22 protein-coding genes are annotated in these 22,558 nt (G+C 71.8%); 7 read left to right on the top strand and 15 right to left on the bottom strand.

The window, feature by feature from the left end:
• The first annotated feature begins 159 nt into the window (after positions 1 to 159).
• Positions 160 to 843, top strand: coding sequence for a translation initiation factor IF-2 (locus WMF24_RS27815; protein ID WP_437730426.1), 684 nt, complete (start codon positions 160 to 162; stop codon positions 841 to 843).
• A gap of 38 nt (positions 844 to 881) precedes the next feature.
• Here the strand turns inward: WMF24_RS27815 and WMF24_RS27820 are convergent, their stop codons facing one another.
• Positions 882 to 1,793 carry an NAD-dependent epimerase/dehydratase family protein gene (locus WMF24_RS27820; RefSeq protein WP_437730427.1) on the bottom strand — a complete coding sequence of 304 codons (912 nt, stop codon included), beginning with the start codon at positions 1,791 to 1,793 and terminating at the stop codon, positions 882 to 884.
• A 95-nt stretch (positions 1,794 to 1,888) separates the two neighbouring features.
• Here WMF24_RS27820 and WMF24_RS27825 point away from each other — a divergent pair, with 95 nt between their 5' ends.
• Complete coding sequence (locus WMF24_RS27825; protein ID WP_437730428.1) at positions 1,889 to 2,854, top strand: LysR family transcriptional regulator; 966 nt, start codon at positions 1,889 to 1,891, stop codon at positions 2,852 to 2,854.
• Between the two features lie 173 nt (positions 2,855 to 3,027).
• On the top strand, positions 3,028 to 3,942 hold the full coding sequence (locus WMF24_RS27830; RefSeq protein WP_437730429.1) for a PAS domain-containing protein: 915 nt from the start codon (positions 3,028 to 3,030) through the stop codon (positions 3,940 to 3,942).
• Between the two features lie 21 nt (positions 3,943 to 3,963).
• Here WMF24_RS27830 and WMF24_RS27835 read toward each other — a convergent pair whose 3' ends face one another.
• The 4 genes from WMF24_RS27835 to WMF24_RS27850 all read right to left on the bottom strand — a co-directional run bounded on the left by WMF24_RS27835 (position 3,964) and on the right by WMF24_RS27850 (position 6,689).
• Positions 3,964 to 4,596, bottom strand: coding sequence for a MarC family protein (locus WMF24_RS27835; RefSeq protein WP_437730430.1), 633 nt, complete (start codon positions 4,594 to 4,596; stop codon positions 3,964 to 3,966).
• Between the two features lie 201 nt (positions 4,597 to 4,797).
• Positions 4,798 to 5,286 carry a GyrI-like domain-containing protein gene (locus WMF24_RS27840; protein ID WP_437730431.1) on the bottom strand — a complete coding sequence of 163 codons (489 nt, stop codon included), beginning with the start codon at positions 5,284 to 5,286 and terminating at the stop codon, positions 4,798 to 4,800.
• 31 nt (positions 5,287 to 5,317) lie between these two features.
• Positions 5,318 to 6,358, bottom strand: a complete 1,041-nt coding sequence (locus WMF24_RS27845) for a DUF6268 family outer membrane beta-barrel protein (protein ID WP_437730432.1) — start codon at positions 6,356 to 6,358, stop codon at positions 5,318 to 5,320.
• 103 nt (positions 6,359 to 6,461) lie between these two features.
• Entirely contained in the window at positions 6,462 to 6,689 is a 228-nt protein-coding gene (locus WMF24_RS27850; protein WP_437738864.1) for a twin-arginine translocation signal domain-containing protein, read from the bottom strand.
• 58 nt (positions 6,690 to 6,747) lie between these two features.
• On the opposite strand from WMF24_RS27850, the gene WMF24_RS27855 reads away from it, so the two are divergent.
• Positions 6,748 to 7,377 carry a TetR/AcrR family transcriptional regulator gene (locus tag WMF24_RS27855; RefSeq protein WP_437730433.1) on the top strand — a complete coding sequence of 210 codons (630 nt, stop codon included), beginning with the start codon at positions 6,748 to 6,750 and terminating at the stop codon, positions 7,375 to 7,377.
• 24 nt (positions 7,378 to 7,401) lie between these two features.
• Here WMF24_RS27855 and WMF24_RS27860 read toward each other — a convergent pair whose 3' ends face one another.
• A complete protein-coding gene (locus WMF24_RS27860) occupies positions 7,402 to 8,010 on the bottom strand; it encodes an antibiotic biosynthesis monooxygenase family protein (protein WP_437730434.1) in 609 nt (202 codons plus the stop codon).
• A 37-nt stretch (positions 8,011 to 8,047) separates the two neighbouring features.
• On the bottom strand, positions 8,048 to 8,488 hold the full coding sequence (locus WMF24_RS27865) for a hypothetical protein (protein ID WP_437730435.1): 441 nt from the start codon (positions 8,486 to 8,488) through the stop codon (positions 8,048 to 8,050).
• A gap of 242 nt (positions 8,489 to 8,730) precedes the next feature.
• Here WMF24_RS27865 and WMF24_RS27870 point away from each other — a divergent pair, with 242 nt between their 5' ends.
• On the top strand, positions 8,731 to 9,618 hold the full coding sequence (locus tag WMF24_RS27870) for a phosphotransferase family protein (protein ID WP_437730436.1): 888 nt from the start codon (positions 8,731 to 8,733) through the stop codon (positions 9,616 to 9,618).
• Positions 9,619 to 9,732: 114 nt separating this feature from the next.
• On the opposite strand, the gene WMF24_RS27875 is transcribed toward WMF24_RS27870, so the two are convergent.
• The 7 genes from WMF24_RS27875 to WMF24_RS27905 all read right to left on the bottom strand — a co-directional run bounded on the left by WMF24_RS27875 (position 9,733) and on the right by WMF24_RS27905 (position 18,121).
• The gene (locus tag WMF24_RS27875) at positions 9,733 to 11,283 is read right to left on the bottom strand and encodes a hypothetical protein (protein ID WP_437730437.1); all 1,551 of its coding nucleotides are present in this window, start codon (positions 11,281 to 11,283) and stop codon (positions 9,733 to 9,735) included.
• Positions 11,284 to 11,463: 180 nt separating this feature from the next.
• Positions 11,464 to 12,105, bottom strand: coding sequence for a bifunctional 4-hydroxy-2-oxoglutarate aldolase/2-dehydro-3-deoxy-phosphogluconate aldolase (locus tag WMF24_RS27880; RefSeq protein WP_437730438.1), 642 nt, complete (start codon positions 12,103 to 12,105; stop codon positions 11,464 to 11,466).
• A 20-nt stretch (positions 12,106 to 12,125) separates the two neighbouring features.
• On the bottom strand, positions 12,126 to 13,223 hold the full coding sequence (locus tag WMF24_RS27885) for a PfkB family carbohydrate kinase (RefSeq protein ID WP_437730439.1): 1,098 nt from the start codon (positions 13,221 to 13,223) through the stop codon (positions 12,126 to 12,128).
• Positions 13,224 to 13,333: 110 nt separating this feature from the next.
• On the bottom strand, positions 13,334 to 14,998 hold the full coding sequence (locus tag WMF24_RS27890; RefSeq protein ID WP_437730440.1) for an MFS transporter: 1,665 nt from the start codon (positions 14,996 to 14,998) through the stop codon (positions 13,334 to 13,336).
• Entirely contained in the window at positions 14,995 to 15,768 is a 774-nt protein-coding gene (locus WMF24_RS27895; RefSeq protein ID WP_437730441.1) for an SDR family NAD(P)-dependent oxidoreductase, read from the bottom strand. Before WMF24_RS27895 ends, WMF24_RS27890 begins: the two co-directional genes overlap by 4 nt.
• On the bottom strand, positions 15,765 to 16,883 hold the full coding sequence (locus tag WMF24_RS27900) for a hypothetical protein (RefSeq protein ID WP_437730442.1): 1,119 nt from the start codon (positions 16,881 to 16,883) through the stop codon (positions 15,765 to 15,767). The genes WMF24_RS27895 and WMF24_RS27900 overlap by 4 nt, the downstream gene beginning before the upstream one ends.
• Positions 16,880 to 18,121, bottom strand: a complete 1,242-nt coding sequence (locus tag WMF24_RS27905) for an enolase C-terminal domain-like protein (RefSeq protein ID WP_437730443.1) — start codon at positions 18,119 to 18,121, stop codon at positions 16,880 to 16,882. The genes WMF24_RS27900 and WMF24_RS27905 overlap by 4 nt, the downstream gene beginning before the upstream one ends.
• Positions 18,122 to 18,773: 652 nt before the next feature.
• On the opposite strand from WMF24_RS27905, the gene WMF24_RS27910 reads away from it, so the two are divergent.
• Positions 18,774 to 19,868: a GDSL-type esterase/lipase family protein gene (locus WMF24_RS27910; RefSeq protein WP_437730444.1), complete on the top strand. Its 1,095-nt coding sequence runs from the start codon at positions 18,774 to 18,776 to the stop codon at positions 19,866 to 19,868.
• A gap of 18 nt (positions 19,869 to 19,886) precedes the next feature.
• Here the strand turns inward: WMF24_RS27910 and WMF24_RS27915 are convergent, their stop codons facing one another.
• The gene (locus tag WMF24_RS27915) at positions 19,887 to 20,729 is read right to left on the bottom strand and encodes a hypothetical protein (RefSeq protein WP_437730445.1); all 843 of its coding nucleotides are present in this window, start codon (positions 20,727 to 20,729) and stop codon (positions 19,887 to 19,889) included.
• 861 nt (positions 20,730 to 21,590) lie between these two features.
• Here WMF24_RS27915 and WMF24_RS27920 point away from each other — a divergent pair.
• The gene (locus WMF24_RS27920) at positions 21,591 to 22,511 is read left to right on the top strand and encodes a transposase (protein ID WP_437730446.1); all 921 of its coding nucleotides are present in this window, start codon (positions 21,591 to 21,593) and stop codon (positions 22,509 to 22,511) included.
• The last annotated feature ends 47 nt before the right edge of the window (positions 22,512 to 22,558 follow it).

Genomic DNA, 22,558 nt, shown 5'->3' on the forward strand with positions numbered 1-22,558 from the left:
GAGCAGGAGCCCGCCGAGGTTCAGCGCGACGAGCTCCCCGCGAAGGCAGACCCCGCGCCGCGCCGCGCGCGCCGGGTGGATCAGTCCTCGTTCCGGCGGCGGTTGCAGCCCGGGCTGTGCACGGATCCCGGCGAGGCATCCCGGGCGCGCGAGACCCTGATGTCGCGATTCCACGAGGAAGACGGGGGCGGCGCCGGGCGGCTGTACGTCGACCCCAGGCTGCCGGAAGGCGCGCACTTGCCCGTCCTGCACTACCTCGATCAGGCGGAGCGCGAGGTGTTCGCGCAGTTGAGCCTCGAGGCCCAGCGCCCCGACGTCTTCGTGTACTTCGACGCGGAGCTGCTCGTGGCCGCCGCATGCACGAACCGCGACGTCGTCGCCTACTACGACGGCGCGATGCACGTGGTCGCGACGCACGCGGACGTACAGACCAGCGTCCTGCACGAGATGACGCACCACGTGCTGATGAGCCACGGAATGCTGGGACCGACCTGGGTGCAAGAGGGCATCGCCATGCACGTCGCGCGCGAAGCGTGGTGGCTCGACCCGAGCTGGATCGGCCGGATACGCGAGGCCCCCATGGCGCTGGAGGTGATGGAGCAGGCGGTTCCGTACACGCTCCGCTCCGATGAAGCGGTCCTGTTCTATGTGCAGGCGGCCAGCATGACGTATTGCCTCGCGCGCGGCGACCGCGCGAGGTTGCGGGGACTGCTGGCGCTCATGGGCTCGGCCGGACAAGCAGCGCAGGCCGAGCCGCCGGACGATCCATCGCAGCTCCTCGAGCCCGACGCATGGCACGCCTGCACCGACGGGCTGATGCGGCAGGCGGGCCCTCGGCGATAGCAGGATCGGAGCTTCGTCCCCGGCCGCGCGCGGAGCGTTCAAACGGCGCGGGCGAGCAGGGCGATGTCGTCTTCCAGGCGGTTCGTCGTCCGGTACGGCTGCCAGCCGAGCTCGCGGCGCGCGCGCTCGTTCGACATGCGGTTGTCGAGCGCGAGCAGCATGGCGAAGAACGGCCCCCAGAGCGCCGCCGCCTGCTCGCGCGAGGCGCTCGCGACGGGCACCTCCAGGGCGCGACCGATAGAGCGGGCCACGTCGCCCGTCGCCACGTTCGCGCCGGCCCCGTTGTAGACGCGGCCCGGAGGCGCCTTCTCCAGCGCGAGGACGTACAGGTCGGCCAGATCGTCGACGTGGACGCAGGTGACCTGGTTGTCGCCCGGGCCGAGGTGGTGGGCGACGCCCTCCCGGCGCGCGGCCGCCACGAGCCTCGGCACGACGGCGTGGGGCGCGTCGCTGTGGGTGAGGATCGAGGGGCGGATGACAGCGCTGCGGACCCCGCGCTGCGCCGCGGCCAGGTAATCGCCCTCGACCTCGCGCCGCACCGCCGCCCCGTGGCCGGGCTCCGAGGGGTGGTCCTCGTCCACCGGGGCGGGCCCGGTATTGCCCACGACGCCGGTCGCGGTCGTCCCGAGGAGGCATTTGCCCGTCCCGGCGAGCGCGTCGGCGAGCGCCTGCGCCACGCGCCGCTCCTGCGCCACCGCCGCCCGGAGATCGCCCCCGCGCATCTCGAAGGCGATGTGCACCGCGGCGTCCGACGCGCGCGCCGCCTCGGCCAGGATCTCCACGTCGTCGAGCGACGCGCGGAGCGGCTCCGCCAGAACCCCCATGTCGCGCAGGCGGCGCGCGCTCGCCTCGTCGCGCACCGCCGCGAGGACGGCGTGCCCCTTCGCGTGGAGCCGCCGCGCGACCCGTGACCCGATATACCCCGTCGCCCCGGTGATCAGTATCCGCATCTGACGTCCCTTTCCCCTGTGAGCCCCTCGCCGGGCGCGCTGCCGAGGTTAAGGCTCCCCACAGTGAAGTCGAGCGAATAGTATGTATAGAAATCATGAATGGAATTTATGATAAGGACCTCGACCTCAACCTGCTCCGCGCCTTCGTCGTCGTGGCCGAGGCGGGCAGCGTCACGGCGGCGGCGCGGCGCCTGTACCTGACGCAGCCCGCGGTGAGCGCGGCGCTCCGGCGGCTCGCGTCGGCCGTGGGGGCGCCGCTCTTCGTCCGCGCGGGGCGCGGGGTCGCGCTGACGGCGCGCGGGCAGCGCCTGCTCGCGTCGGCGCGGCCGCACCTCGAGGCGCTCGTCGAGGCCGCGCTCTCCCCGGCGGCGTTCGACGCGCCGACGAGCGAGCGCACCGTGCGGCTCGGCCTCTCCGACGCGACCGAGGCGTGGCTCCTCCCGTCGCTCCTCCGCGCGCTCGCCGACGAGGCGCCGCGCATGCGGCTGGTCGTGATCCCCGTGCAGTTCCGCACCGTCGGTGGCGCGCTGGGCTCCTCGGCGGTGGACCTCGCGGTCACCGTGGCGGGCGAGCTGCCGGCCGGCGCGCGGCGGCGCGCGCTGTTCACGGGGAGCTTCGTGTGCCTCTTCGACCCGCGCCACGCGCGGGTGGGCAAGCGGCTGACGCTCGCGCGTTACCTCGCGCACGATCACGTCATCGTCTCGTACAACGGTGATCTGCGCGGCGTCATCGAGGACAGCCTCGGCGTGGAGCGGCGGGCGCGGGTGTCGGTGCCGAGCTTTCACAGCGTCGGCGCCGTCGTGGAGGGCAGCGCCCTGCTCGCCACGGTGCCCCGGATCGTCGCGCACGAGATCACGTCGCTGCGCCCGCGCCTCCGGACGGCGGCGCTGCCGCTCGCCCCGCGAGGCGCGCCGCTGGAGCTGCTCTGGCGGAGCGCTGTCGAGGACGACGAGGCCATCCGCTTCGTGCGCGACCTCGTGACGCGCGTGGCGAAGGCGCTGGAGCGCCCCGCGCACCGCGCTCGTCACGCGCGTCGCGAGCTCGCGCACGCCTCCGCGTGAGTCCCTATTTGTCGGGGCGCTCACGCGCGCGTCTCTCCGCTTCAAGCCGCCACGTAAATTGTGACGGTCACTAGAAAGACGAAATACGTTCAAGACATCGTGCAGTGCGCCACTACGTCTTGCTCTCCGGGGCCGAGATCCCGTCCCTCGCGGGCCTTGCGGAGCCTTCCACGATGGCTGATAAGAGAGGAATGCTCGGGGGGAGATCGGCTCATTGCATGGCGTTCTCGCTCCCCCGCATCGACGTCACGGACTGGAAGACATTCGAGCTGCTCCAGCTCGTCCTCGACACCATCCCGGATCCCGTCTTCGTCAAGGATCGGCACCATCGCTGGATCGCGTGCAACCCGGGTTTCTGCAGGTTGATCGGGCAGCGCTACGAGGACCTCATCGGCCGCAGCGACCCGGATTACTGGCCCAGGGAGCAGGCCGAGCTGTTCTGGAGCTACGACGATCTCGTCTTCAACTCCGGTGAGCCGAGCGAGAACGAGGAGGCCGCCACGGGAGCGGACGGGGTGACGCGCACGATATGGACCCGCAAGTTCCCGATGAAGAACGCGCAGGGCGAGGTGGTCGGCCTCTGCGGGCTCATCACGGACATCACCGATCTGAAGCGACGGCACATGGAGGCCGAGCGGATCGCGGCGGAGAACCGGGAGCAGCGCGCGATCATCGACGCGCAGGCGGCGATGCTCGATCGCGTGGCGATGCCGGTCATCCAGATCTGGCAGGGGATCCTGCTCATGCCGCTGGTCGGGGAGATCAACGACAGGCGCGCGGCCCAGGCGCTGGAGAGCCTGCTTCAGGCCATCGGGCAGCGGAGCGCGGAGTTCGTGATCCTCGACATCACCGGCGTGCCGGTGATCGACACCGCCGTGGCGCGCCACCTGGCGCGCGCGGTGCAGGCCGCCGAGCTGCTCGGCTGCCGGAGCGTGATGGTGGGCATCGGCCCGGAGATCGCCAGGACGCTCGTGGGGCTCGGGATCGATTTCGGCCGGATCACCACGCAGGGCACGCTCCAGAGCGGGCTCGCCTACGCGATGAGCCGCCTCGGCGCGCCGCGCGGGGCGAGCGCTGCCGCGCGCTGATCCCGGGCCGCGGCGGGCGCGTCACGCGCCCCAGAGCGCCTTCACGCCGTCGGCGATGAACTGCACGGCGATGGCGGCGAGGATGAGGCCCATGACGCGCTCGAGCACGGCCACGCCCGACGCCTTGAGCGCCCGCTGCAGGAGCCCGGCCCCGCGCAGCACGAAGTAGGACGCGATGAAGGTGATGGCCACGCTGGCGATCACCAGCGCCATCGCGATGAGGTCCTCGCCCCCGCGCGCCATGAGCACCATCACGGTGGCGATGGCGCCCGGCCCGGCCAGGAGCGGCATGGCGAGCGGCACCAGCGCCACGTCCTCCTTCTCGATGCCCTCCTGCTCCTCGGGCGGGGTCGTGCGCGTCGCGGACGCGCGGGCGCGCAGCATGTCGAGCGCCGTGATGAGCAGCAGGATGCCGCCCGCGACCCGGAACGCGCCGAGCGAGACGCCGAAGACCTTGAAGATGACGCCGCCGAACAGGGCGAAGAACAGCATCAGCCCGCCGGCGACCGCGCACGCCCGCCGCGCGGTGCGCCGCACCTTCTCCGGCGGATCGCCCGCGGTCATGGTCAGGAACAGCGGCACGATGCCGATGGGGTCGACGACGAAGAAGACCGCCGACAGCGACATGAGAAACAGCGAGACGTACCCGCTCATGCCATCCAGTAGCACCCGTCGGGCTCCCGGCGACAGCGCCCTCGACGGCCGCGCGCCGCCCCGGGGCGGCGCGCGGCCGCAGAGCGCGGGGACCGTCGCGCACGTACGGCGTGGTCCCGCCGGTCGAGCCCGGCGCCCTCCTGCCTGGCCCGCGCGCCGGGCCGCTCGCGCCCCGCGTCGAGGCCGGCGGACAGGCGCTCGTCACGCCTCCAGCGGCTTCCACACCTCGTAGTCGAAGCGCTCGTAAGGGGGTGTCACCTTCTGCCGCCGCTCGTCGTACCGCTCGAGGCACGAGGCCTGCGCGTCGACGCGCCTGCCCTGCGCCTCGACCCAGCGCGCGAGCCCCACGTAGGTCGCCTCGATGGCCTCCGCGGTCCCCTCGACCCGCGCGACCGCGTAGGTCCGCGCCGGGAGCACCAGCGGCTGCAGGCCCTCCGGGAGCGCCCCGCCCTCGCTCACCTCGGCGCACGCCCAGTAGGTGTAGACACCGTCGTTGCCCGCCCGCTGGTGGTCGCTCTCGGGGAAGGCCCCGTGGAACACGCGCCGGTCCACGAGGTGGGGTACGGAATCGAGGCGATCGACGAGCTCGATCCAGGCGAGGGGCACGCGGTGGCTGAGCTCGCTGCGCCGGCCAACCACCTTGATGCCGGCCAGCCGTATCTCGCCCCGGGTCACGACGGAAACCATCATGCGATCTTCTCCTTGGAAGCGACGCTGCGCTTCAGGTCCTCGGGATACGCCACGTCACGCCGGCGCGGAAGAAGAACGCGTCCGGGATGCTCTGCCCGCCTCCGGGGGTGCCTTCATCGTCGTCGTTCATCGGCTCGAAGCGGCGGAACAGGCTGTGGCCTGCCTGGGCGGTCACCCACACCGACGAGAAGGCGCGCACGCCGAGCGTGACGCCCGCCGTCGCGACCGAGTAGGCGATGTGGTCGACGCACTGCTCGGGCCGCGCCACCCGCTCGTCCTGCGCCGTCGCAGGGTCGTCGGCCGGCTGGGCCGCGCACGGCCACGCGCCCGTGACGCGCGCGTCGCGCACCGCGTAGGCGTTCCCCGCCACGTCCGCGCGAAGGCCGATCTCGACCCGATCCGAGAACGTGAGCTTCGCCGCCGCGAAGCCCGGGAGGAAGGCCTCGAGGCGGAAGTACGGGTTCGGCGTCCAGTCGACGTAAGCGGCTGGCAGCGGGAGGAACGAGCCGAAGCTGAACGACGCGAGCGCTCCACCCCCGAGGACGAGCTTCTCCGAGAGCGTGTGGGTCGCCAGCGCGAGCGCGCTGACGCGGGCGAGCCCGCTGTCGAAGCGCTCGAAGTCGCCCGCCAGCCCCGGCGCGACGCGCAGCGAGAGCGACCAGTCGCGGGGGAGGAGCTGGACGAAGAGCACGGGCACGTCGACGGCGTGAAAGGCCCGGAGCTTGTCGAAGCCGGGCGAGGCGTCGGCGTACGAGACCGCCTCGACGTGGTAGGTCGCCCCCGGGATCAGGTACGTCCTCTCCCCGAGGGGGATGGGCACATTGACGCTCACCTCGTACGAGGAGACCTGCGCCCGCGTGGGGCGCGGGTCCTCGAGCGCGACGCCCGGCATGTACTGCGCGCTCAGGTCCACGAGGTCGGGGAACTGGCCCCACGCCGCGCCGGGCGCGAAGCACCCCAGGAACGCCGCGAGGGCGAGGCGCCGCCGCGAGATCCGCGCGCTCCGGCCGGGGGCGTCCCCCCCTCGCCTCTCCGCCAGGGAACGCGCGGCGGGACGATGGCCCCGCCTCATCGCGCCACCCGCTCGTCGAGCCAGTCGAACAGCCGCGCCTGGGCGAGGAGCTGGTTGCCGCCCTGGCAATGCACCTGCGACGCCGTGCTCGCGTCGAACACCATCATGTGCTTCGGGCACGTGAGCGCCCCATGGAGTCGCTCCGACTCGCCCGGAGACGCGTCCTCGGCGGTGCCTTCCGCGCGGACGCGACCTCCTCGTCGAGCCCGCGGCGGCCCGAGGCGAAGCCGAGCGCAGCCGCGCCGCCCGCGACGCCCGCGTGGGTGAGAAATCTCCGCCGATCGATCATCGGTGCACCTCCAGCCCCTGTTGAAACAAATGATTGAAACATATGTTTCAACCGTTGACACCTGCGCGCGGGGTTGTCAAGGTGCGTTTCAAACAAGCGTATGAACGACAGAGATCGACCACCCGCCCAGGCGGACGATCCACGGCAGAGGCTCGTCGTCGCTGCGATCGATCAGATCGAGAAGCACGGCGTCGGGCAGGTGACGGTGCGAAAGATCGCGGCCGCGGCCGGGGTGAACATCGCCGCGGTGAACTACTATTTCCGGTCCAAGGAGGCGCTGCTCGCGGCGGCGCTCGACGGGTCGATCCGGCACATGCTGGAGGACACCGAGGAGTTCCTCGCGCGGATGCCCGGCGCCCCCCTGGAGGCGCTCGGCGGGCTCCTCGGCTACTACCTCGAGGGCAGCCTTCGCTATCCGAACGTGGGCAGGGCCCACCTCCACGGCGGGTTCCACGCCGACGACTACAGCGGTCCTTTTCCGACGCTCTTCGCGCCCGTGATGGAGCGCCTGCGCGATCGGGTCCAGGCGGCCGTACCTGGGCTCGAGCAGCAGGCGGCCGCGCGTCGGGTCGTGGCCGCGCTCTCGGCGGTGTTCTTCCCGGCGTTCTTCGCGGGGCTCTACCGGGGGCTGAACGCGCTCGAGACGCCGGCGGACCGCCTCGCCTACGTCCAGGAGCTGGCGCGGCAGACCCTGGCGCCCCCGGCGACAGGGACCTCGCCGGCGCGGTGACGGCGCGACCGCCGCGGCGTCAGCTCATCGCGACGCGGCTTCGCTCGCCATGCGTCGGGCGCCTTGCGCCATGGTCACCTCGTCGGCGCTCGTCGTTTCCCAGTGCGTGACCGCGTAGTTGGGCTGGACCAGCTCGTCCACCGCGTCCATCGCCGCCAGGTGGGCCGGGCTCATGACGAACGCGTACATCGCCTCGGTCGACTCCCAGACGGCCAGCGTGCGCCCGGAGCCGCACGACGACGACTGGGCGAGCTGCATCGCCACGAGCCCGGGCTGCGACGCGAGCTGCGCCTGGATCGCCCCGAACATCTGCACGTAGCGCTCCATCACGGCGTCGCCCGGCCTCGGGATGCCGTACGTCGAGCTGATCGTGTACGAAGCGCCCTCCGGCGGAGGCCGGACCTTCCCTGTGGCGGGGTCCACGCCGGGCCCGCTCAGCGGCTCCGCCTGGAGATCGGCCTCGAGCACGCCGCCCGTGCACTCGGGGGCGGCGTCCTGGGGCGTCGCCGTGCCGGTATCGGAGCCACATCCCGACAGGATCACCCCGAGCGCCGCGAGGACGGCGCCGGCGATGGCGCCCGACGAGCGCTCGTTCATCGCGCTCGACGAAGGATTCAACGTACGTTTCGTCATGGTCAGTGTCCTTTCTGTTCCGTGCGCTGCGGGGGGCTCAGTCAGCGCGCGAGACGATCCCGAAGACGAGCTCGGGGAACGTCCGCTCGAGGCGACGTGAGTGGAAGTTCGTCCGGCGGCCCATGCTCCGCACCTCGACCGGCGTGCCGGGGGGCGGCGCGTCGCCGAGCGTGACAGCCCACGTGAGGGCCTCGCCGGCGCGCACCGCGACATAGGTGTACGAGCCGGCCGGGAGGCGCTCCTCGACGCGCCCCGCGATGAGCGCGCGATCGGCGGCGGTGCGAGAGAGCTGGGCGAGCGGGCTCGCGGCGATCGCGCCGAGGCGCCCCGCCGCCGAGGAGGGCGCGTCCAGGTGCCACGCGAGCGCGAGGAAGAGCGCCGCGAAGGCCGTGAGGCCGAGGAGCGGCTTGACGAGCCGGCGCCGGACGGAGCGCGGCGAAGCGCTCCGCGCCGCACGGGCAGAGGAGACGAGCGTCATCAGGGACTCCTTGGGGCGCGGCTTCTCGTGGGGAGCCGCCGCTGCGTGACCGAACAGACCTCCGTTCCCGGTCGGCCGCGGAACGTTCAATCGACGCCGCATTTTCGACCCGACCGGACGGTCCGATGAACCGCCCGCGTCACAACGCATCGCGTCAGTTCACCCTACTTCACGAACACTCGTGCGATGAGGCGGCGCGACAGGCGTTATCGTCCATCGTCGGCAGTGCAGGGAACGACGACATGAGCCTCGAGGACGACGCCCCGCTCCTTCTGGTGATGAGCCACCTCGGCCTCGACCAGGGCGCGCTGATCGGCGTCGGCGGGGAGGCGTGCGTCTTCGCGCTCGGCAAGGACAGGATCGCGCGCGTCCACCACCCCGGGGCGACGCGGGAGACCGTCGCGCGACGCGCCCGGTTGCTCGATGACCTCCACCGGAGCGCGGGCGCGGTGCCGTTCTCGATCCCGCGTGTCCTGGAGCTCACCGAGGCGCACGGGCGCCTGATCACCATCGAGCCGCGTCTCCCGGGGCGGTCGCTCCTGCACGTGCTCGGGGAGGCGAAGGGGGCCGGGCGCGACCGCCTCCTCATGGGGTTCCTCGAGGTCTCGACGCGCCTCTGCGCCCTGCGCCTCGACCACGCGTGGTACGGCGACCTGTGCGACGCGGAGCCGATCCGGGCGAGCTCTCACCGCGCTTACCTCGAGCAGCGCGCGGGGAAGAGCCTCGCCTGCGCCGGGAGCGCCTTCGCGGGCGTGGATCCGGCGCGCCTGGCGGCGGCGCTGCCCGAGCCGGATCGGCCGAGCTTCGTGCACCTGGATCTCTTCCCGGGCAACGTGCTCGTCGAGGGCGAGGAGGTGAGCGCCGTCGTCGATTTCGGCGGCCCGTGCATCCTGGGAGACGCCCGGCTCGAGCCGCTGTCGGCCGTCTGCTACCTCACGCCGTACATCACCTCGACCGCCACGGTCCGGGATCGACGCCTCGCCCGCGAATGGCTGAAGGCGCAGGGCCTCGACGCGCTGTTCGAGCCCGCGGAGCGGTGGCTCGCCGCCCGCTGGTCGTTCGCTCGAGACGACGTGAGCCTGCACCGGTGGTGTCAGCACGTGCTGCTCGATCCGGCGGCGCCTCCCTGAGGCGGAGGCGCCCCGGGCGAGGCGCGGCCCGTCGCGCGCCCCGTCGGGCGATCACCCCTCCCCCGCCCGGGCCGCTCCGGGCATCGCGGCGCAGGGCGCCCTGGCCGCTGCCTCTCAGAAGAACGAGTAGAGGGCCAGCTCGAGCCGCTCGTTCGTCGCGGTCACGTCGTCGGCGAAGGTCTGCTCCGAGTACTGGAACGAGAGCCCCGTACGGAGCGCCGGCGTGATGTCGATGAACACGTTGCCGTCGATGTAGCGCGACTCGCGGTAGGCGGTGCGGAGGGCGGCGTAGCCGTTCTCCGCCGTCACCCGGTCGTTCCAGCCCTGGGTGTAGTTGCCGGAGATGGAGATGCGCCCCGAGGGAGGCAGGTAGTACTGGAGCCCCACCATGAACCCCTTCCAGCCGATGGTCTTCAGGTTGCCGTTCGCGTCGTAGACGACGAGGCCGTTGTCGATGCCGGGCGTGTAGACCGCGTTGTCGGGGAGCGGCGGGTTCGGCACGTTGCTCGCGACGCCGACGATATCTGCGATGCCCGTGCCCGCGAAGAACGATCCGGTCAGCGTCAGCGCATTGCCAGGCTCCTCCAGCGCGGTGACAGGGATGATGGGGACCACCGCGTCGACCGAGATCCCGTAGCCGTCGGCCGACCTCGACGCGACAGGCGCGGCGGAGAACTCGGGGAGCCGGAAGTGGCGGAAGATGCCCGAGACGCCGAGGGTCAGCGGGTCGATCAACATGCCGCCGGCGCCGAGCGTGTGGATCCCCTTCCAGTCGTTGAAGCCGAAGCGGAGCGCCGCCTGGACGTCGGGCACCTCGGCGTCGCGCTGCGGCGGCTTCACCGCGGCCGCGGCGATCTCCAGGTTGACGGGATCCGTCTTGAAGGTGTGGCCGACGCGGAGCTGCGGCATCCGGCCGAAGACCTGGTTCATCACCGGGAAGAAGGACGCGGTGGCCGGGAAGAAGAACGGCTGCCACCCGAACAGGTGATAGAACTGGCCTATCATCACGTCGACGTAATCGGACTCGATCTTGATGTTGGCCTGGCGCAGGCGGAAGGTGCCGCTGCTGACGAGCGACGCCTCGGAGGCGGTGGGCGGCTGGTTGCCGAAGAAGTCGAGCTCCAGGTTGGCGGTGGTCTTCATCCCCGCGAACTCGGGCGCGCTCACCCGGATGCCGAACCTCGAGTTCCGCGCCGTGAAGTGCGTGCGGCCGTGCGACCCGGCGTAGGTGTCCTCGCGCTGGATCACCGTGGCCCCCACCGACTCGCCGAAGCTCTGGGTGGAGTCGTGCATGATGTTGAACTCCGCCATCCCGTAGACGGTGGCCTTCCATTTGGCGATCACCGGAACGGTGGCCGGAGCGGCGGGCTTCGTCGCCTCCGCGGGGGGAGCCGGCGGCGGGGCTGCGGCCGCGGGCGCGGCGTCCGGGGGCGGCGGCGGCGTGGCGGGCGCCTGCGTGCCCGTCGGGAGCTGCGTCATGCCGGCGTCGGCCGACGGAGGGGCCGGCGCCGCGGCGGCCGGCTGGGCCGGCGCTGCGGCGGCCGGCGGAGGCGCCGCGCCGGGCGGCGTCTGCGCGCCGGCGGGCGCGGGGCCCTGGGCGTGCGCGGCCGCCGCGACGAGGAAGATCGACGCACCCAACAGGTTCGCAACGTGCGATTGGTTCATGTTCGAAGCCCCTGGTCATGAAGGGCGCTCGGGGACCCCCCACGAGCACCGTAAGGCATTGATTTGATTGCGGATTTACGTCACGCCGCGCGGGCCGTGCCGCGGGCGCAGGTCAGCCTTGCCCGGCGGCGCGCGCCGGGATGAGAACGACGAGCGGTGGTCGCGCCTCCTACGCGCGCTTCACGTGGGGCGGCACGCGTCGCGGAACGCGCGGGCGCGCACGACGAGCTCCTCGCGCCGCCCCTCGCGCAGGAGCTTCAGATCGACGAGGTTGCCGCCGACGCCGACGGCCACCGCGCCCGCGGCGAGGAAGGCGCCGATGTTCTGGAGCGTGGCGCCGCCGGTGGGCATCAGCGGGATGTGCGGCAGGGGCGCCTTGAGCGCCTTGAGGTACGACGGGCCGCCGAGCGCGTCGCAGGGGAACACCTTCACGACGTCGCCGCCCGCCCGGTGCGCCGCGACGACCTCGGTGGGCGTGAGCGCGCCGGGGGCGTGGACGATGCCCATCGCGCGGCACGCCTTCGCCGTCGCCTCGTCCAGCGCGGGGCTGACGATGAAGCGCGCCCCGGCCTGGACGCACGCCTCGGCGGTGCGGGCGTCGAGCACGGTGCCCGCGCCGACGAGCGCCCGGGCGCCGTGGAGCGCGGCGACCTCGCGCACGACCTCGACAGCGCCGGGCACCGTCATCGTGATCTCGAGGACGTCGATGCCGCCCTCGAGGAGCGCCTCGACCGCCTGCAGCGCCTCTTCGGCCGAGCCCGCGCGCACGACGGGGACGACGCGCGTGCGCTCGATCCAGGCGAGCACGTCCTTCTTGCTCATCGGTCCACTCGCGGTTGCGCTCATCGGTCCACCCTCGCCGTGCCCATCTTCATCGCCTTGAGTACCTCGTCGAGGGTCGCCATCGTCGTGTCGCCTGGCGTCGTCATCGCGAGCGCGCCGTGCGCCGCGCCGCAGTCGACCGACCACTGCGGGCCCTTGCCCGTGAGGAAGCCGTAGATCAGGCCGGAGGCGAACGAGTCGCCGCCGCCGACGCGGTCGTAGATCTCCAGGTCCTTGCGCGGCGGCGCCTGGTAGAGCTTGCCGCCCTGGTACAGCACCGCGCCCCAGTCGTTGCGCGTCGCCGACGTGGCCACGCGCAGGGTCGTCGCGACGGCCTGGATGTTGGGGAACGCCGCGATGACGCGCCCGATCATCGCCTCGAACGCGCCGATGCTCAGGTTGGCGTGCGCCTCGTCGAGGTCCTCGACCTCGAAGCCGAGGGCGGCCGTGAAGTCCTCCTCGTTGCCGAGCATCACGTCGACGTACGGCGCGAGCGCGCGGTTGACCTCGCGCGCGCGGGCCTGGCCGCCGATCGACTTCCACAGCGAGGGGCGGTAGTTGAGGTCGTAGGAGACGACGGCGCCGTGCCGGCGCGCCGCCTCCATGGCCTCCTTCGCCACGCCCGGCGTCGTCTCGGAGAGCGCGGCGAAGATGCCGCCGGTGTGGAACCACCGCGCGCCGTCGCGGCCGAAGATGGCGTCCCAGTCGATGTCGCCGGGCTTGAGCTGGGACGCGGCCGTGTTGCCGCGATCCGAGGCGCCGACCGCGCCGCGGACGCCGAAGCCCCGCTCGGTGAAGTTCAGGCCGTTGCGCACCGTCCGCCCCACGCCGTCGTACGGCACCCAGCGCACGAGCGAGAGGTCCACGCCGCCCTGCAGCATGAGGTCCTCGATGAGGCGGCCGACCGGGTTGTCCACGAGGGCCGTCACGACGGCCGATCGGAGCCGGAAGCAGCGGCGGAGACCGCGGGCGACGTTGTACTCGCCGCCGCCCTCCCATGCGTCGAAGGTGCGGGTCGTCGAGATACGGCCGTCGCCGGGATCGAGGCGCAGCATGACCTCGCCGAGGGACACGAGGTCCCAGCGGCACGTGGAAGGATCGCGGAGCGTGAGGGACATGGCTTATTGACTTGGGCGCGGAGCGCGCAGCGAAAAGGCCTGTTCTACGAGGAAATCCCCTGGGGTCGCCGGGGCCCCGGAGGGGCGATGGGGCGCGCCGGGGACGGTGTTCATCGGGCGCCTCCGGAGGCGCCGGCCGCCTCGACCTCAGCAGCGGACGGGCCCGTGTAGCCCTTGGCGCCGGCGCCGCGGGTCTCGACGATCGGCCGCCCGTCGCGGTCGAACTTGACGAGCTCGGCCTTGGTCCCCTGGGCCGTCGGCCAGAAGTACCAGCGCGCGTCCATCCAGCCGACGCGGGCGGCGGGGCCCTCGGTCGGCGCGCCCGTCGCGTTGAGCTGGGCGGGCCGCGTCTCGCGGTAGCCGGCGACGGAGGCGTACGGGGGGGCGTTGAGGGTGAACTGCGTCGCCGCGATGCCGGCGAGCATCGCCAGGCCGCCGGCGATGATCACCGCCTGCGGCACGCGCCGCTTCGGCGTGACCGGCTCGACCTTCGGCAGGAGCAGGTGCAGCACCAGGAGGCCAACGAGGTACAGGCTGCCGGCGAGCAGGAACGGCAGGGCGTACGAGCCGGTGAGCGTGAGCGACCGGGCCACGAAGATCTGGAAGAGCGCGCCGCCGACGACGCCGAACGCGGTCTTGATGCCGACCACCGTCGCCATGGCGGGGCGAGGGAGGGTGTCCGAGACGAGCGTGTAGAGGTTGCTGCTCCAGCCCTGGTGCGCGGCCGCGGCGAGCGAGAGGATCGCGACGGCGACGTACACCGAGGGGATGCCGGCGACGCTCGGCACGTCGACGAGCTGCCCGACGGCCATGACCGGCACCGCGGAGAGCGCGCAGACGAGCATCGCGAGCTTGCGCGACGTGCCGACGGAGCGGCCGCTCGCGATGAGCCTCGAGGAGATCCAGCCGCCGCCGATCGCGCCGATGTCGGCGACGATGAACACGACGGGGATCGCGTAGGCCATGAACGTCGGCGTGAGCTTGAACTCGCCGACGAGGAACTTCGGCAGCCAGGTGAGGTAGAACCACCACGGCGCGTCGGTGAAGAACTTCGCCATCGCGACCGCGTAGACGGGCCGCATGCCGAACACCTCGCCGATGCCGAGCGCCTCGGTCGACTCCTTCGCGTCGGAGCGGATGTGCGCGAGCTCCTCGGGCGAGACCTTCGGGTGCTCCTCGGGGCGCCGGTAGAGGCGCGTCCAGAAGAAGATCCACACGACGCCGACGCCGCCGAGGGTGAGGAAGCAGGCGCGCCAGCCGTAGGCCTCGGCGATGCGCACCGCGAGGAGCGGGGCGAGGATGGCGCCGACGTTGGAGCCGCAGTTGAAGAGCCCCGTCGCGAGCGCCCGCTCCTTCTTGGGGAACCACTCGGCGACGGTGCGCACGGCGGACGGGAAGTTGCCCGCCTCGCCGACCCCGAGCAGGAAGCGGATCGCGGCGAAGCCGCCGAAGCTGCCGACGAAGGCGTGGGCCGCGGAGGCGACGTTCCAGAGCAGGAACGTCGCGCCGAGCCCCTTGCGCGTGCCGACGCGGTCGACCCAGCGACCCACGAACACCATGCCGAAGCCGTAGGCGAGCAGGAAGCTCACGTTGATGAGCGCGAGATCCGTCGGCCCGAGGCGCAGGTCGCTCTCGAAGAACGGGACGAGCAGCGAGAAGAGCTGCCGGTCGAGGTAGTTGATGGTCGTCGCGAAGAAGAGGAGCGCGCAGACCGTCCAGCGCACGCGGGTCATGGCGGCGCCGTGCGCCGGGGCTGCGGGGGACGCGGCGGTCATTGGTTGACTCCGGAGGCGAGGAAGCCGCCGTCGACGGCGATGCTGGTGCCCGTGATGAAGCTGACCGCGTCGGAGCAGAGGAAGAGCGCCGCGCCGATCAGCTCGATGGCGTCGCCGAAGCGGCCGAGGGGCGTGCGGGTGAGCAGCTCCTGGCCGCGCGGGGTGCCCTCGAGGAGGGCGCGGTTGAGGTCGGTCACGAAGACGCCCGGCACGATGGCGTTGGTGCGGATGCCGTCCTTCGCCCACTCGGCCCCGAGGCTCTTCGTGAGCGCCAGCACGGCCGCCTTCGACGCGCCGTAGGCCGCGACCTCGTGGAACGCGACGAAGCTCGACAGCGAGGCGATGTTGACGATGCGGCCCCGGCCGCTCTCCTTGAGCGGGCCGTGGAACGCCTGGCAGGCGCGGAGCATGCCGGTGACGTTCGTGTCGAGCAGGCTGCTCCACTCCGCGTCGGCGACCTCCGCGGTCGGCTTGCGGAACGTGCGGCCGGCGCAGTTGATGAGGATGTCGACGCCGCCGAGAGCCTCGACGACGCTGTCGCGCAGGGCGTCGAGGCTCGCGCGGTCGCCGACGTCGCACGTCGTCTCGAGCGAGCGCACGCCGCGGGCGAGGATCTCCTTGGTGACCGCCCTGGCCCGGTCCGCGCGGGTGCCCGAGGCGACGGTGTGGACGCCCGCCTCGGCGAGGCCGAGGGCGAGCGCGCGCCCGATCCCGGAGGTGCCACCGACGACGACGGCCGTGCGGCCCGCGATATCGAAGAGGGTCGTCATGCTCCCAGCCACTCCCCGGCGATGCCGCCCATGAGCGCCCGCGCGTCGCGCTCGAGCTGCGCGTCGGTCGGCGGGACGGGCATCGCCTCATAGCGTCGCGTCAGCGCGCGGGCGATCGACCGCCGCGAGTGACGCCACTTGTAAATGAGCTGATCGAGGACGCGCGCGTCGGAGTGCTGCGGGACGAAGGTCGGCCCGAGCATCTCCAGGCGCATCATGGTGGTCTCCTCGATGAGGCTCGGGTTGTTCATGAACCACCAGCAGCCGAACGGGAGGACGTTGGCGAACTTGCGCGCGACGACGCAGAGGCCGTGCGCGTTCTCGCGCGCGAGCGTCGTGACGAGGAAGCGCACGTCGGGGTTCTCGTCGGCGAGCCGCTCGAGCGGCACGAGGTCGGCGGTGCTCACGCCGTCGCCGGCGACGCCGAGGCGGGGGTTCACCGCGCGCCGGACGCCGATCATCATCGCGAACGGCAGGTCGTGCGCGCGGCACGCGTCGAGCACGGCGCGGGGCGGGGCCGAGACCTCGTTGACGGAGATCGCGAGGTAGCGCGGCCGCATGCGGGCGATCCACCGGTCGAGCTCGGACGCGAGGTCGCTCGACGCGACGAGGCGATCGAGGCGCAGGGCCGCGTAGAACCGCGGGTCGGACGCGGGGCCCGCGTCCCAGACGGCGCGCTCGGCCGGGTCGGTCGGGTCGTTCGTCATGGCGAGCGCGCTCACCCCGGCGAGGCGCAGCACGTCGTCCACGTGCTCCTCGACCCGGCGCGCGGCGAAGAAGGCGCGCGCGTCGCGCAGGCTCCGGGCGGCGGGGTCGAGGCCGAAGGCGGCGAGGACGGTGGCGACGCCCGCGGCGGCCTCGGACAGCGGCGAGCGGCGGACGAAGAGCGCGTCCCACACGAGGTCGGCCTGCGCGGCCTTGTCGCGGGCGAAGAACGCCTCGGGCGTGACCTTCGGCTCGGCGCGCAGCGTCTCGGCGACGAGGTAATGGTAGGTCAAGAGCTCGTCGACGCCCCAGAGGTTCAGCGCGCCGAAGCGGGGCGCGAAGAGGTGCGTGTGGAGATCGATGATGGGCGCGGCGTCGATCGCCTTGGCCACGCGGTCAGCGAGTGTCATCGCGGCACCTCGGGGATACGGTCGTCGTTCGGATCGGCCCAGCGCTCGTTCGGCACGGTGGCGCACCAGGCCGGGCGCAGCGGGTCCTTGTCGTAGGGGTACGAGCCGAGGCGGCGGTACTCCTCGGCGTAGCGGGCGAGCTTGTCGCGATCGAGGCGGACGCCGAGGCCGGGGCCCTGGGGGACGCGGATGCGGCCGTCGCGGTAGGGGAGCGGGCCGCCCTGGATCACGTCGTCCTTGAGGTGGTGGTAGTGCGCGTCGGCGGCGAACGAGAGGTTCGGGATGACCGCGCCGAGGTGGAGCATCGTCGCGAGCTGGACGCCGAGCTCGCCCGAGGAGTGGACGGCGACGCCGAGGCCGAACGTCTCGCAGATGCCGGCCGCCTTGACGCAGGGCCGGATGCCGCCCCAGAACGTCGTGTCGAGCAGGATGACGTCGACGGCCGTGTCCAGCACGTTGGCGGCGAGCTGCTCGAAGTTGACGACGACGGTGTTCGTGGCGAGCGGCATCCGCACCTTCTCGCGGGTGCGGCGCATGGCGTGGAGGCCGAAGACCGGGTCTTCGAGGTAGTCGTTGTTCAGGTCCTCGATGGCCTGTCCAAAGCGGATGCCCTGCTCGGTCGACCAGACGGCGTTCGGATCGAAGCGGACGCGGTCGCCCCCGACGGCCTCGGCCACCGCGCGATAGCACTCGAGCTCGTAGTCGGGGTGGAACACGCCGCCCTTGAGCTTGTGGGAGGTGAACCCGTGCTTCTTCTTGAGCGTCCTCGCCTCATCGGCAAGCTGCCTGGGCGTGCGCACCTCGCCCGAGCCGTCGGCGTTCGGGTAACGGAAGAAGAGGTAAGAAGCGAAGGGGACCTCGTCCTGGAGCTTGCCGCCGAGGAGGTCGTGGACCGGCACGCCGAAGGCCTGCCCGAGCAGGTCGAGGCAGGCGAACTCCAGCGCGGCGAGGATCTGGGTGCGGTTGTTGTAGAGAGAGGCCGTCGGGTTCGCGATCTTGAACCGCATCTCCTCGAGGCGGGCGGGGTCGTGGCCGACGAGGTAGGCCTTCATGGCGCGGAACACGGCCTCGGCCGACTCGCCGCCGCCGCCCATCTCGCCGAGGCCGATGAGGCCGTTATCGGCCTCGACCTCGACGATGGTGCGCACGAAGCGGCCCCAGTGACAGCCGTTCGCGTGGCGCAGCGGCGCCTCGAGCGGCACGGTGACGGTGGTGGCGCGAATATCGATGATTCTCATGCAGGACGGCGCTCCAGGGACCTCGGACCGACGGTGTCCAACCACCCGGCCCGCGGGGCCCACCAAGTCATCAATCGCTCGAAATTGCAATCATCACTGCATGAGTCACCGGCGGGATGCGCGGCGACCTTCCTGCTGATGCGACCCAGCGACCGGCTTTCCCGTCAGGGCGTCACCCACCTTCAGCTCTCGGATGTACATCGACAAAAGCCACCCGATAGGCAGCGACTACCTGCCTCAGCCCGTCACCGCGCGATCTGCTGCGTCTGGCAGAGACCCGCTCGGTGGACGTAAAATTTCAGCACGCTCGCACGCACAGTGTCTTACGTACGGCGCCGAGGAATTCCCAGACCTCGTGGAGTTGATCACACATTGCGCTCCGGGGCACGCGGTTGCCGCCTCATCGACGGCGGCGCTGCGTCGATCCGCTGGAGCTTCAAAATTCCAACGAGCACGCGGGGGCGTCTCCCGAGCGGCAGACTTGAAAACACGATGCCTGTCGTGATTGGTTGGGAGGCCGACCCGACACAGTGACGTGGGCCGGGCGCGCTCGCCCTCGGCGCCGTCGCGGCTCGTCGTCGTCGCGCTCGCGTTCGCGGCTCCCCGCACATGACGGATGATCTCGTGCTGCGTTCGTGACCGGAGGACCCTCATGTTCATGTCCTGGCCCCCTCGATTCACCGTTCCTTTTCCCGCGCGCCGGATGGTCGCCCGGGCGGCCCAGATCGCGGCGCTCACCGTCGCGTGCAACGCAGGTCCGGAGACGTCCGGGAGCGGTGGCCGCGGCGAAGCCGGCGGAGCCGGGGGCGGGACGGGGGGGGACGCGCAACCTGCGAGCAGCTCGACGGCGAGCGCGGGGGGCGCCTCGGCGTCGGCGGGAGCTGCCGGGGGTGGGGGCGAGGGGGACGGCGGTGAGGCGGCCGGCGGCGCGGGGGCCGGCGGCGCGGGGGGTACGGTGGGGTCGGGCGGCGCGGCTGGCAGCGGTGGCGGCGGGTCGGGCGGGACGGGGCCGCTGCCGAACATCACGATCTGGCTCGCGGGCGACTCCACGGTCGCCAACGGGCAGACCCCCTGTCCGGCGGGCTGGGGTGGTCAGCTCGCGGCGCTGTTCGACGACCGCGTCACCGTGGTGAACAGCGCCGCCGGCGGCCGCAGCGTGCGCACCTGGCTGTACGAGGTGCAGACCACGATGGACAGCACGGGGGAGTGCGCGCTGAACCGCGACGCGAGCGGCGAGCCCGTGCTGCAGGACCGATGGGCCCGGATGCTCGATGGGATGAAGGGGGGCGACTACCTGTTCATCCAGTTCGGCATCAACGACGGCTCGCGCACCTGCGATCGGCACGTGGGGCTCGACGCCTTCAAGAGCAGCTATGGGATGATGGCCCGCGCGGCCCAGGAGCGGGGCGCGCAGCCCGTGTTCGTGACGCCCGTGAGCGCCATCGCCTGTGACGGCAGCGTGGCCCGGGGGACGCGCGGCGGCTACGTGACGGCGACGCACGAGGCGGGCGCGGAGCACGGGGTGCCGGTGATCGATTTACACGAGCACAGCGTCCGGCTGTACAACGAGCTGGGTTTCTGCCCCGTCCCCGGGGGCGACGTGAGCGCGACGACCGGCGGGCCCGTCGGCGAGTTCTTCTGCGATGATCACACGCACTTCGCGCGCTCCGGGGCGGCGCAGATCGCGGGGCTCGTGGCCGGGGCCATTCGCGATCAGGAGCTCGGGCTGGCGGCGTACCTCGAATGAGCGGGGCCGGGGGCGCTCTCAGAGGCCGATGTCCGCACGGATGGCGGTCACGATCTTGCAGTGGTTCACGAGGTCGTCCGTGGTCTTGACCTCGGTCGTGTAGTTGAGTCCGTAGGGCCAGAAGTGTTGACTGTCGGCGTGCACGACGTCGGCGTCGTTCCCCGTGATCGCCCTGAGCTGGCGGGTCGCCTCCGGGCCCGTGAAGATGCCGTCCACAACCAGCGCGCCGAACTCCCTGCTGCCGACCCCGAGGGTGTGCGCGACCTCGTGCATGGCGGTGATGTGGTTCATCGAGCTGAGCGCGCCGAACCGGATGGATCCGTTGACGTTGCCGTCGGCCGTGGCGACCGAGGGCTCGTAGGAGACCCGCAGGCTCTTCTCGATGCTTGTGTGGCAGTTGTAGTAGGACAGGGCTTCATCCATGGCGCTCGTGATCATGTCATACGCAGACTGCTGCTCTGGGGTGGGCGCGGGCGCCGTCGCGAGCGTGTAGGTGATCCCGCCCATGCCGACGCAGCCGGAGCCGGCGGCGCCGGTGCCGCCGGTGCCCTCCGGAGCTCCGCCGGTGCCAGCGCCGCCGGTGCCCTCCGGAGCTCCACCGGTGCCAGCGCCGCCGGTGCCCTCCGGAGCTCCGCCGGTGCCAGCGCCGCCGGTGCCCTCCGGAGCTCCGCCGGTGGCGCCGTCCCCGCCTGCGCCGCTGCTGGTCGAGGTCTGCCCGCCAACAGGCGCGGCACCGCCGCTCCCGCTCGCGACACTGCCGCCACCGGGGGCCGCGGGGCCGTCGCCCGATCCCGTGCACGCGACCGGACCAGCCGCCGCGAACGCGAGGAAAACGATGCTCGTCGCCAGGTGCCTCAGCATTCTCGTACTCCTTCCAGGGAAGCTCGTATCGTCAGTCCAGACCCGACGGGCGCCCGTGATCAGGCGCGCTCATCCGGGGCCGGCGAAGCCACACCATCGACCTCTCACCGGCGGAGCCAGGGGTCAATTCGCTGTCGAGGGCGACGACCGGGACGGTAGCCCCGTCAGAAGATTGCCGTGCACTCGTAAGCACGGCGGCAGACCTGACCGACAGCCCCGTCGGCAGGCCGGCGGCAGGCCCGACCGACGTTGAGGTCCAGGCCCGACGGCAGGCCCGACCGACGTTGAGGTCCAGACCGGTCCAGACCCGACCGACGTTGAGGTGGCGAGGTGGCGTTGAGGTGGCGGCAGACCTGACCGACAGACCCGTCGGCAGGCCCGACCGACGTTGAGGTCCAGACCGGTCCAGACCCGACCGACGTTGAGGTGGCAGGCAGACCTGACCGATGTTGAGGTCCAAGGTCGCCAAGGTCGACGTTGAGATTGCCAAGGTCGCCGGCTGGCGCCTGGCGGCCGCCACCCATCGGCTACCACTGGTGGCGGAGCACCTGGCGCCTGGCGGCCGCCACCCATCGGCTACCACTGGTGGCGGAGCACCTGGCGCCTGGCGGCCGCCACCCGTCGGGCAACACACCTCAGGCGGCGGTAGCAGGCGAGCAACCCAGGTTGGGGTAGCGGGGTTAGCGCAGCAGTAGCAGGCGAGCACCCCACGTTGGGGTAGCAGGGGAGCAATGAGATCGGGGTCGTAGAGATAGCAAAGCCACTGGCGGACCACCGGCGGCCGCCACTCATGGTGCGCCGTAACCCCTCGATATCATTCGCCCCGACCCCTGGCACAGCATTTGTCAATGTGCACCGGCCATGAGCCAGCCCCGCGAGATCGCACCAGGCGCGACCTACCTCATCACCCGTCGCGTCCTGCGGCGACACCTGCTCCTCCGCCCCGACGCGGCAATCAACCAGTTCCTGATCTACGCTCTTGCAGTCTCGACCCGCCGCTACGGCATCGAGGTCCATGCAATGTGCGCGATGTCAACGCATCTCCACCTCGTCATAACCGACGTGAATGGCGTCCTGCCGCGCTTCCTGCAGTTCTTCCACCGCATCGTGGCGCTCGGCACCAAGGTACTCCGCAAATGGGAAGGCCCGGTATGGGACCACGAGGCCACCAGCGTGGTACGGTTGCTTACGCGGGCGGCGGTAGTGGAAAAGATCGCCTACGTCCTCGCGAATCCTGTGACCGCCGGTCTCGTCAAGCGCGCGCGCGAGTGGCCGGGCGCCAAGGTAGACACCAGCGAGCTCGGCCGCGGCCGGCTGCACGCGGCGCGTCCCGCAGCGTACCTCGACCCGGAGAATCCACAGTGGCCCGAGGAAGCGACGCTCCCGCTCGCGCTGCCGCCCGGCATCGGGCATGAGGGTGCAGAGGCTTTTCGCAGGGAGGTCGCTGCCGAGCTCGAGCGGCAGGAAGCCCAGGCGCACGCGGAGGTGCAGCGGCAAGGACTCCATTTCCTGGGCGCCACGCGTGCCAGCACGATCTCCCCTTACGGGCGCGCCACAAGCTTCGAGGCGCTGCGCGCTCGCAATCCGACGTTTGCGGTCGGGCGTGAGCAGGGTGACGCATGGCGAATCGCTGGTGCGGCAGTACGGGCATTTCGTGCGTCTTATCGGGCGGCGCTCGAGCGCTGGCGTTCCGGTGTACGCAGCGCGGTATTTCCGTCGGGCACGTGGTGGATGCGCACGTTCCATGGCGTGAACGTGACCGATGTCGTGCTCACGGTGTAAGCGCCCCGCGGGTGTTCGGGTCCGGTCGCCCGGGTCCTCGGCCCGCG

It is taken from the genome of Sorangium sp. So ce1335, from assembly GCF_051521615.1.
Taxonomy (GTDB): Bacteria; Myxococcota_A; Polyangia; order Polyangiales; family Polyangiaceae; genus Sorangium.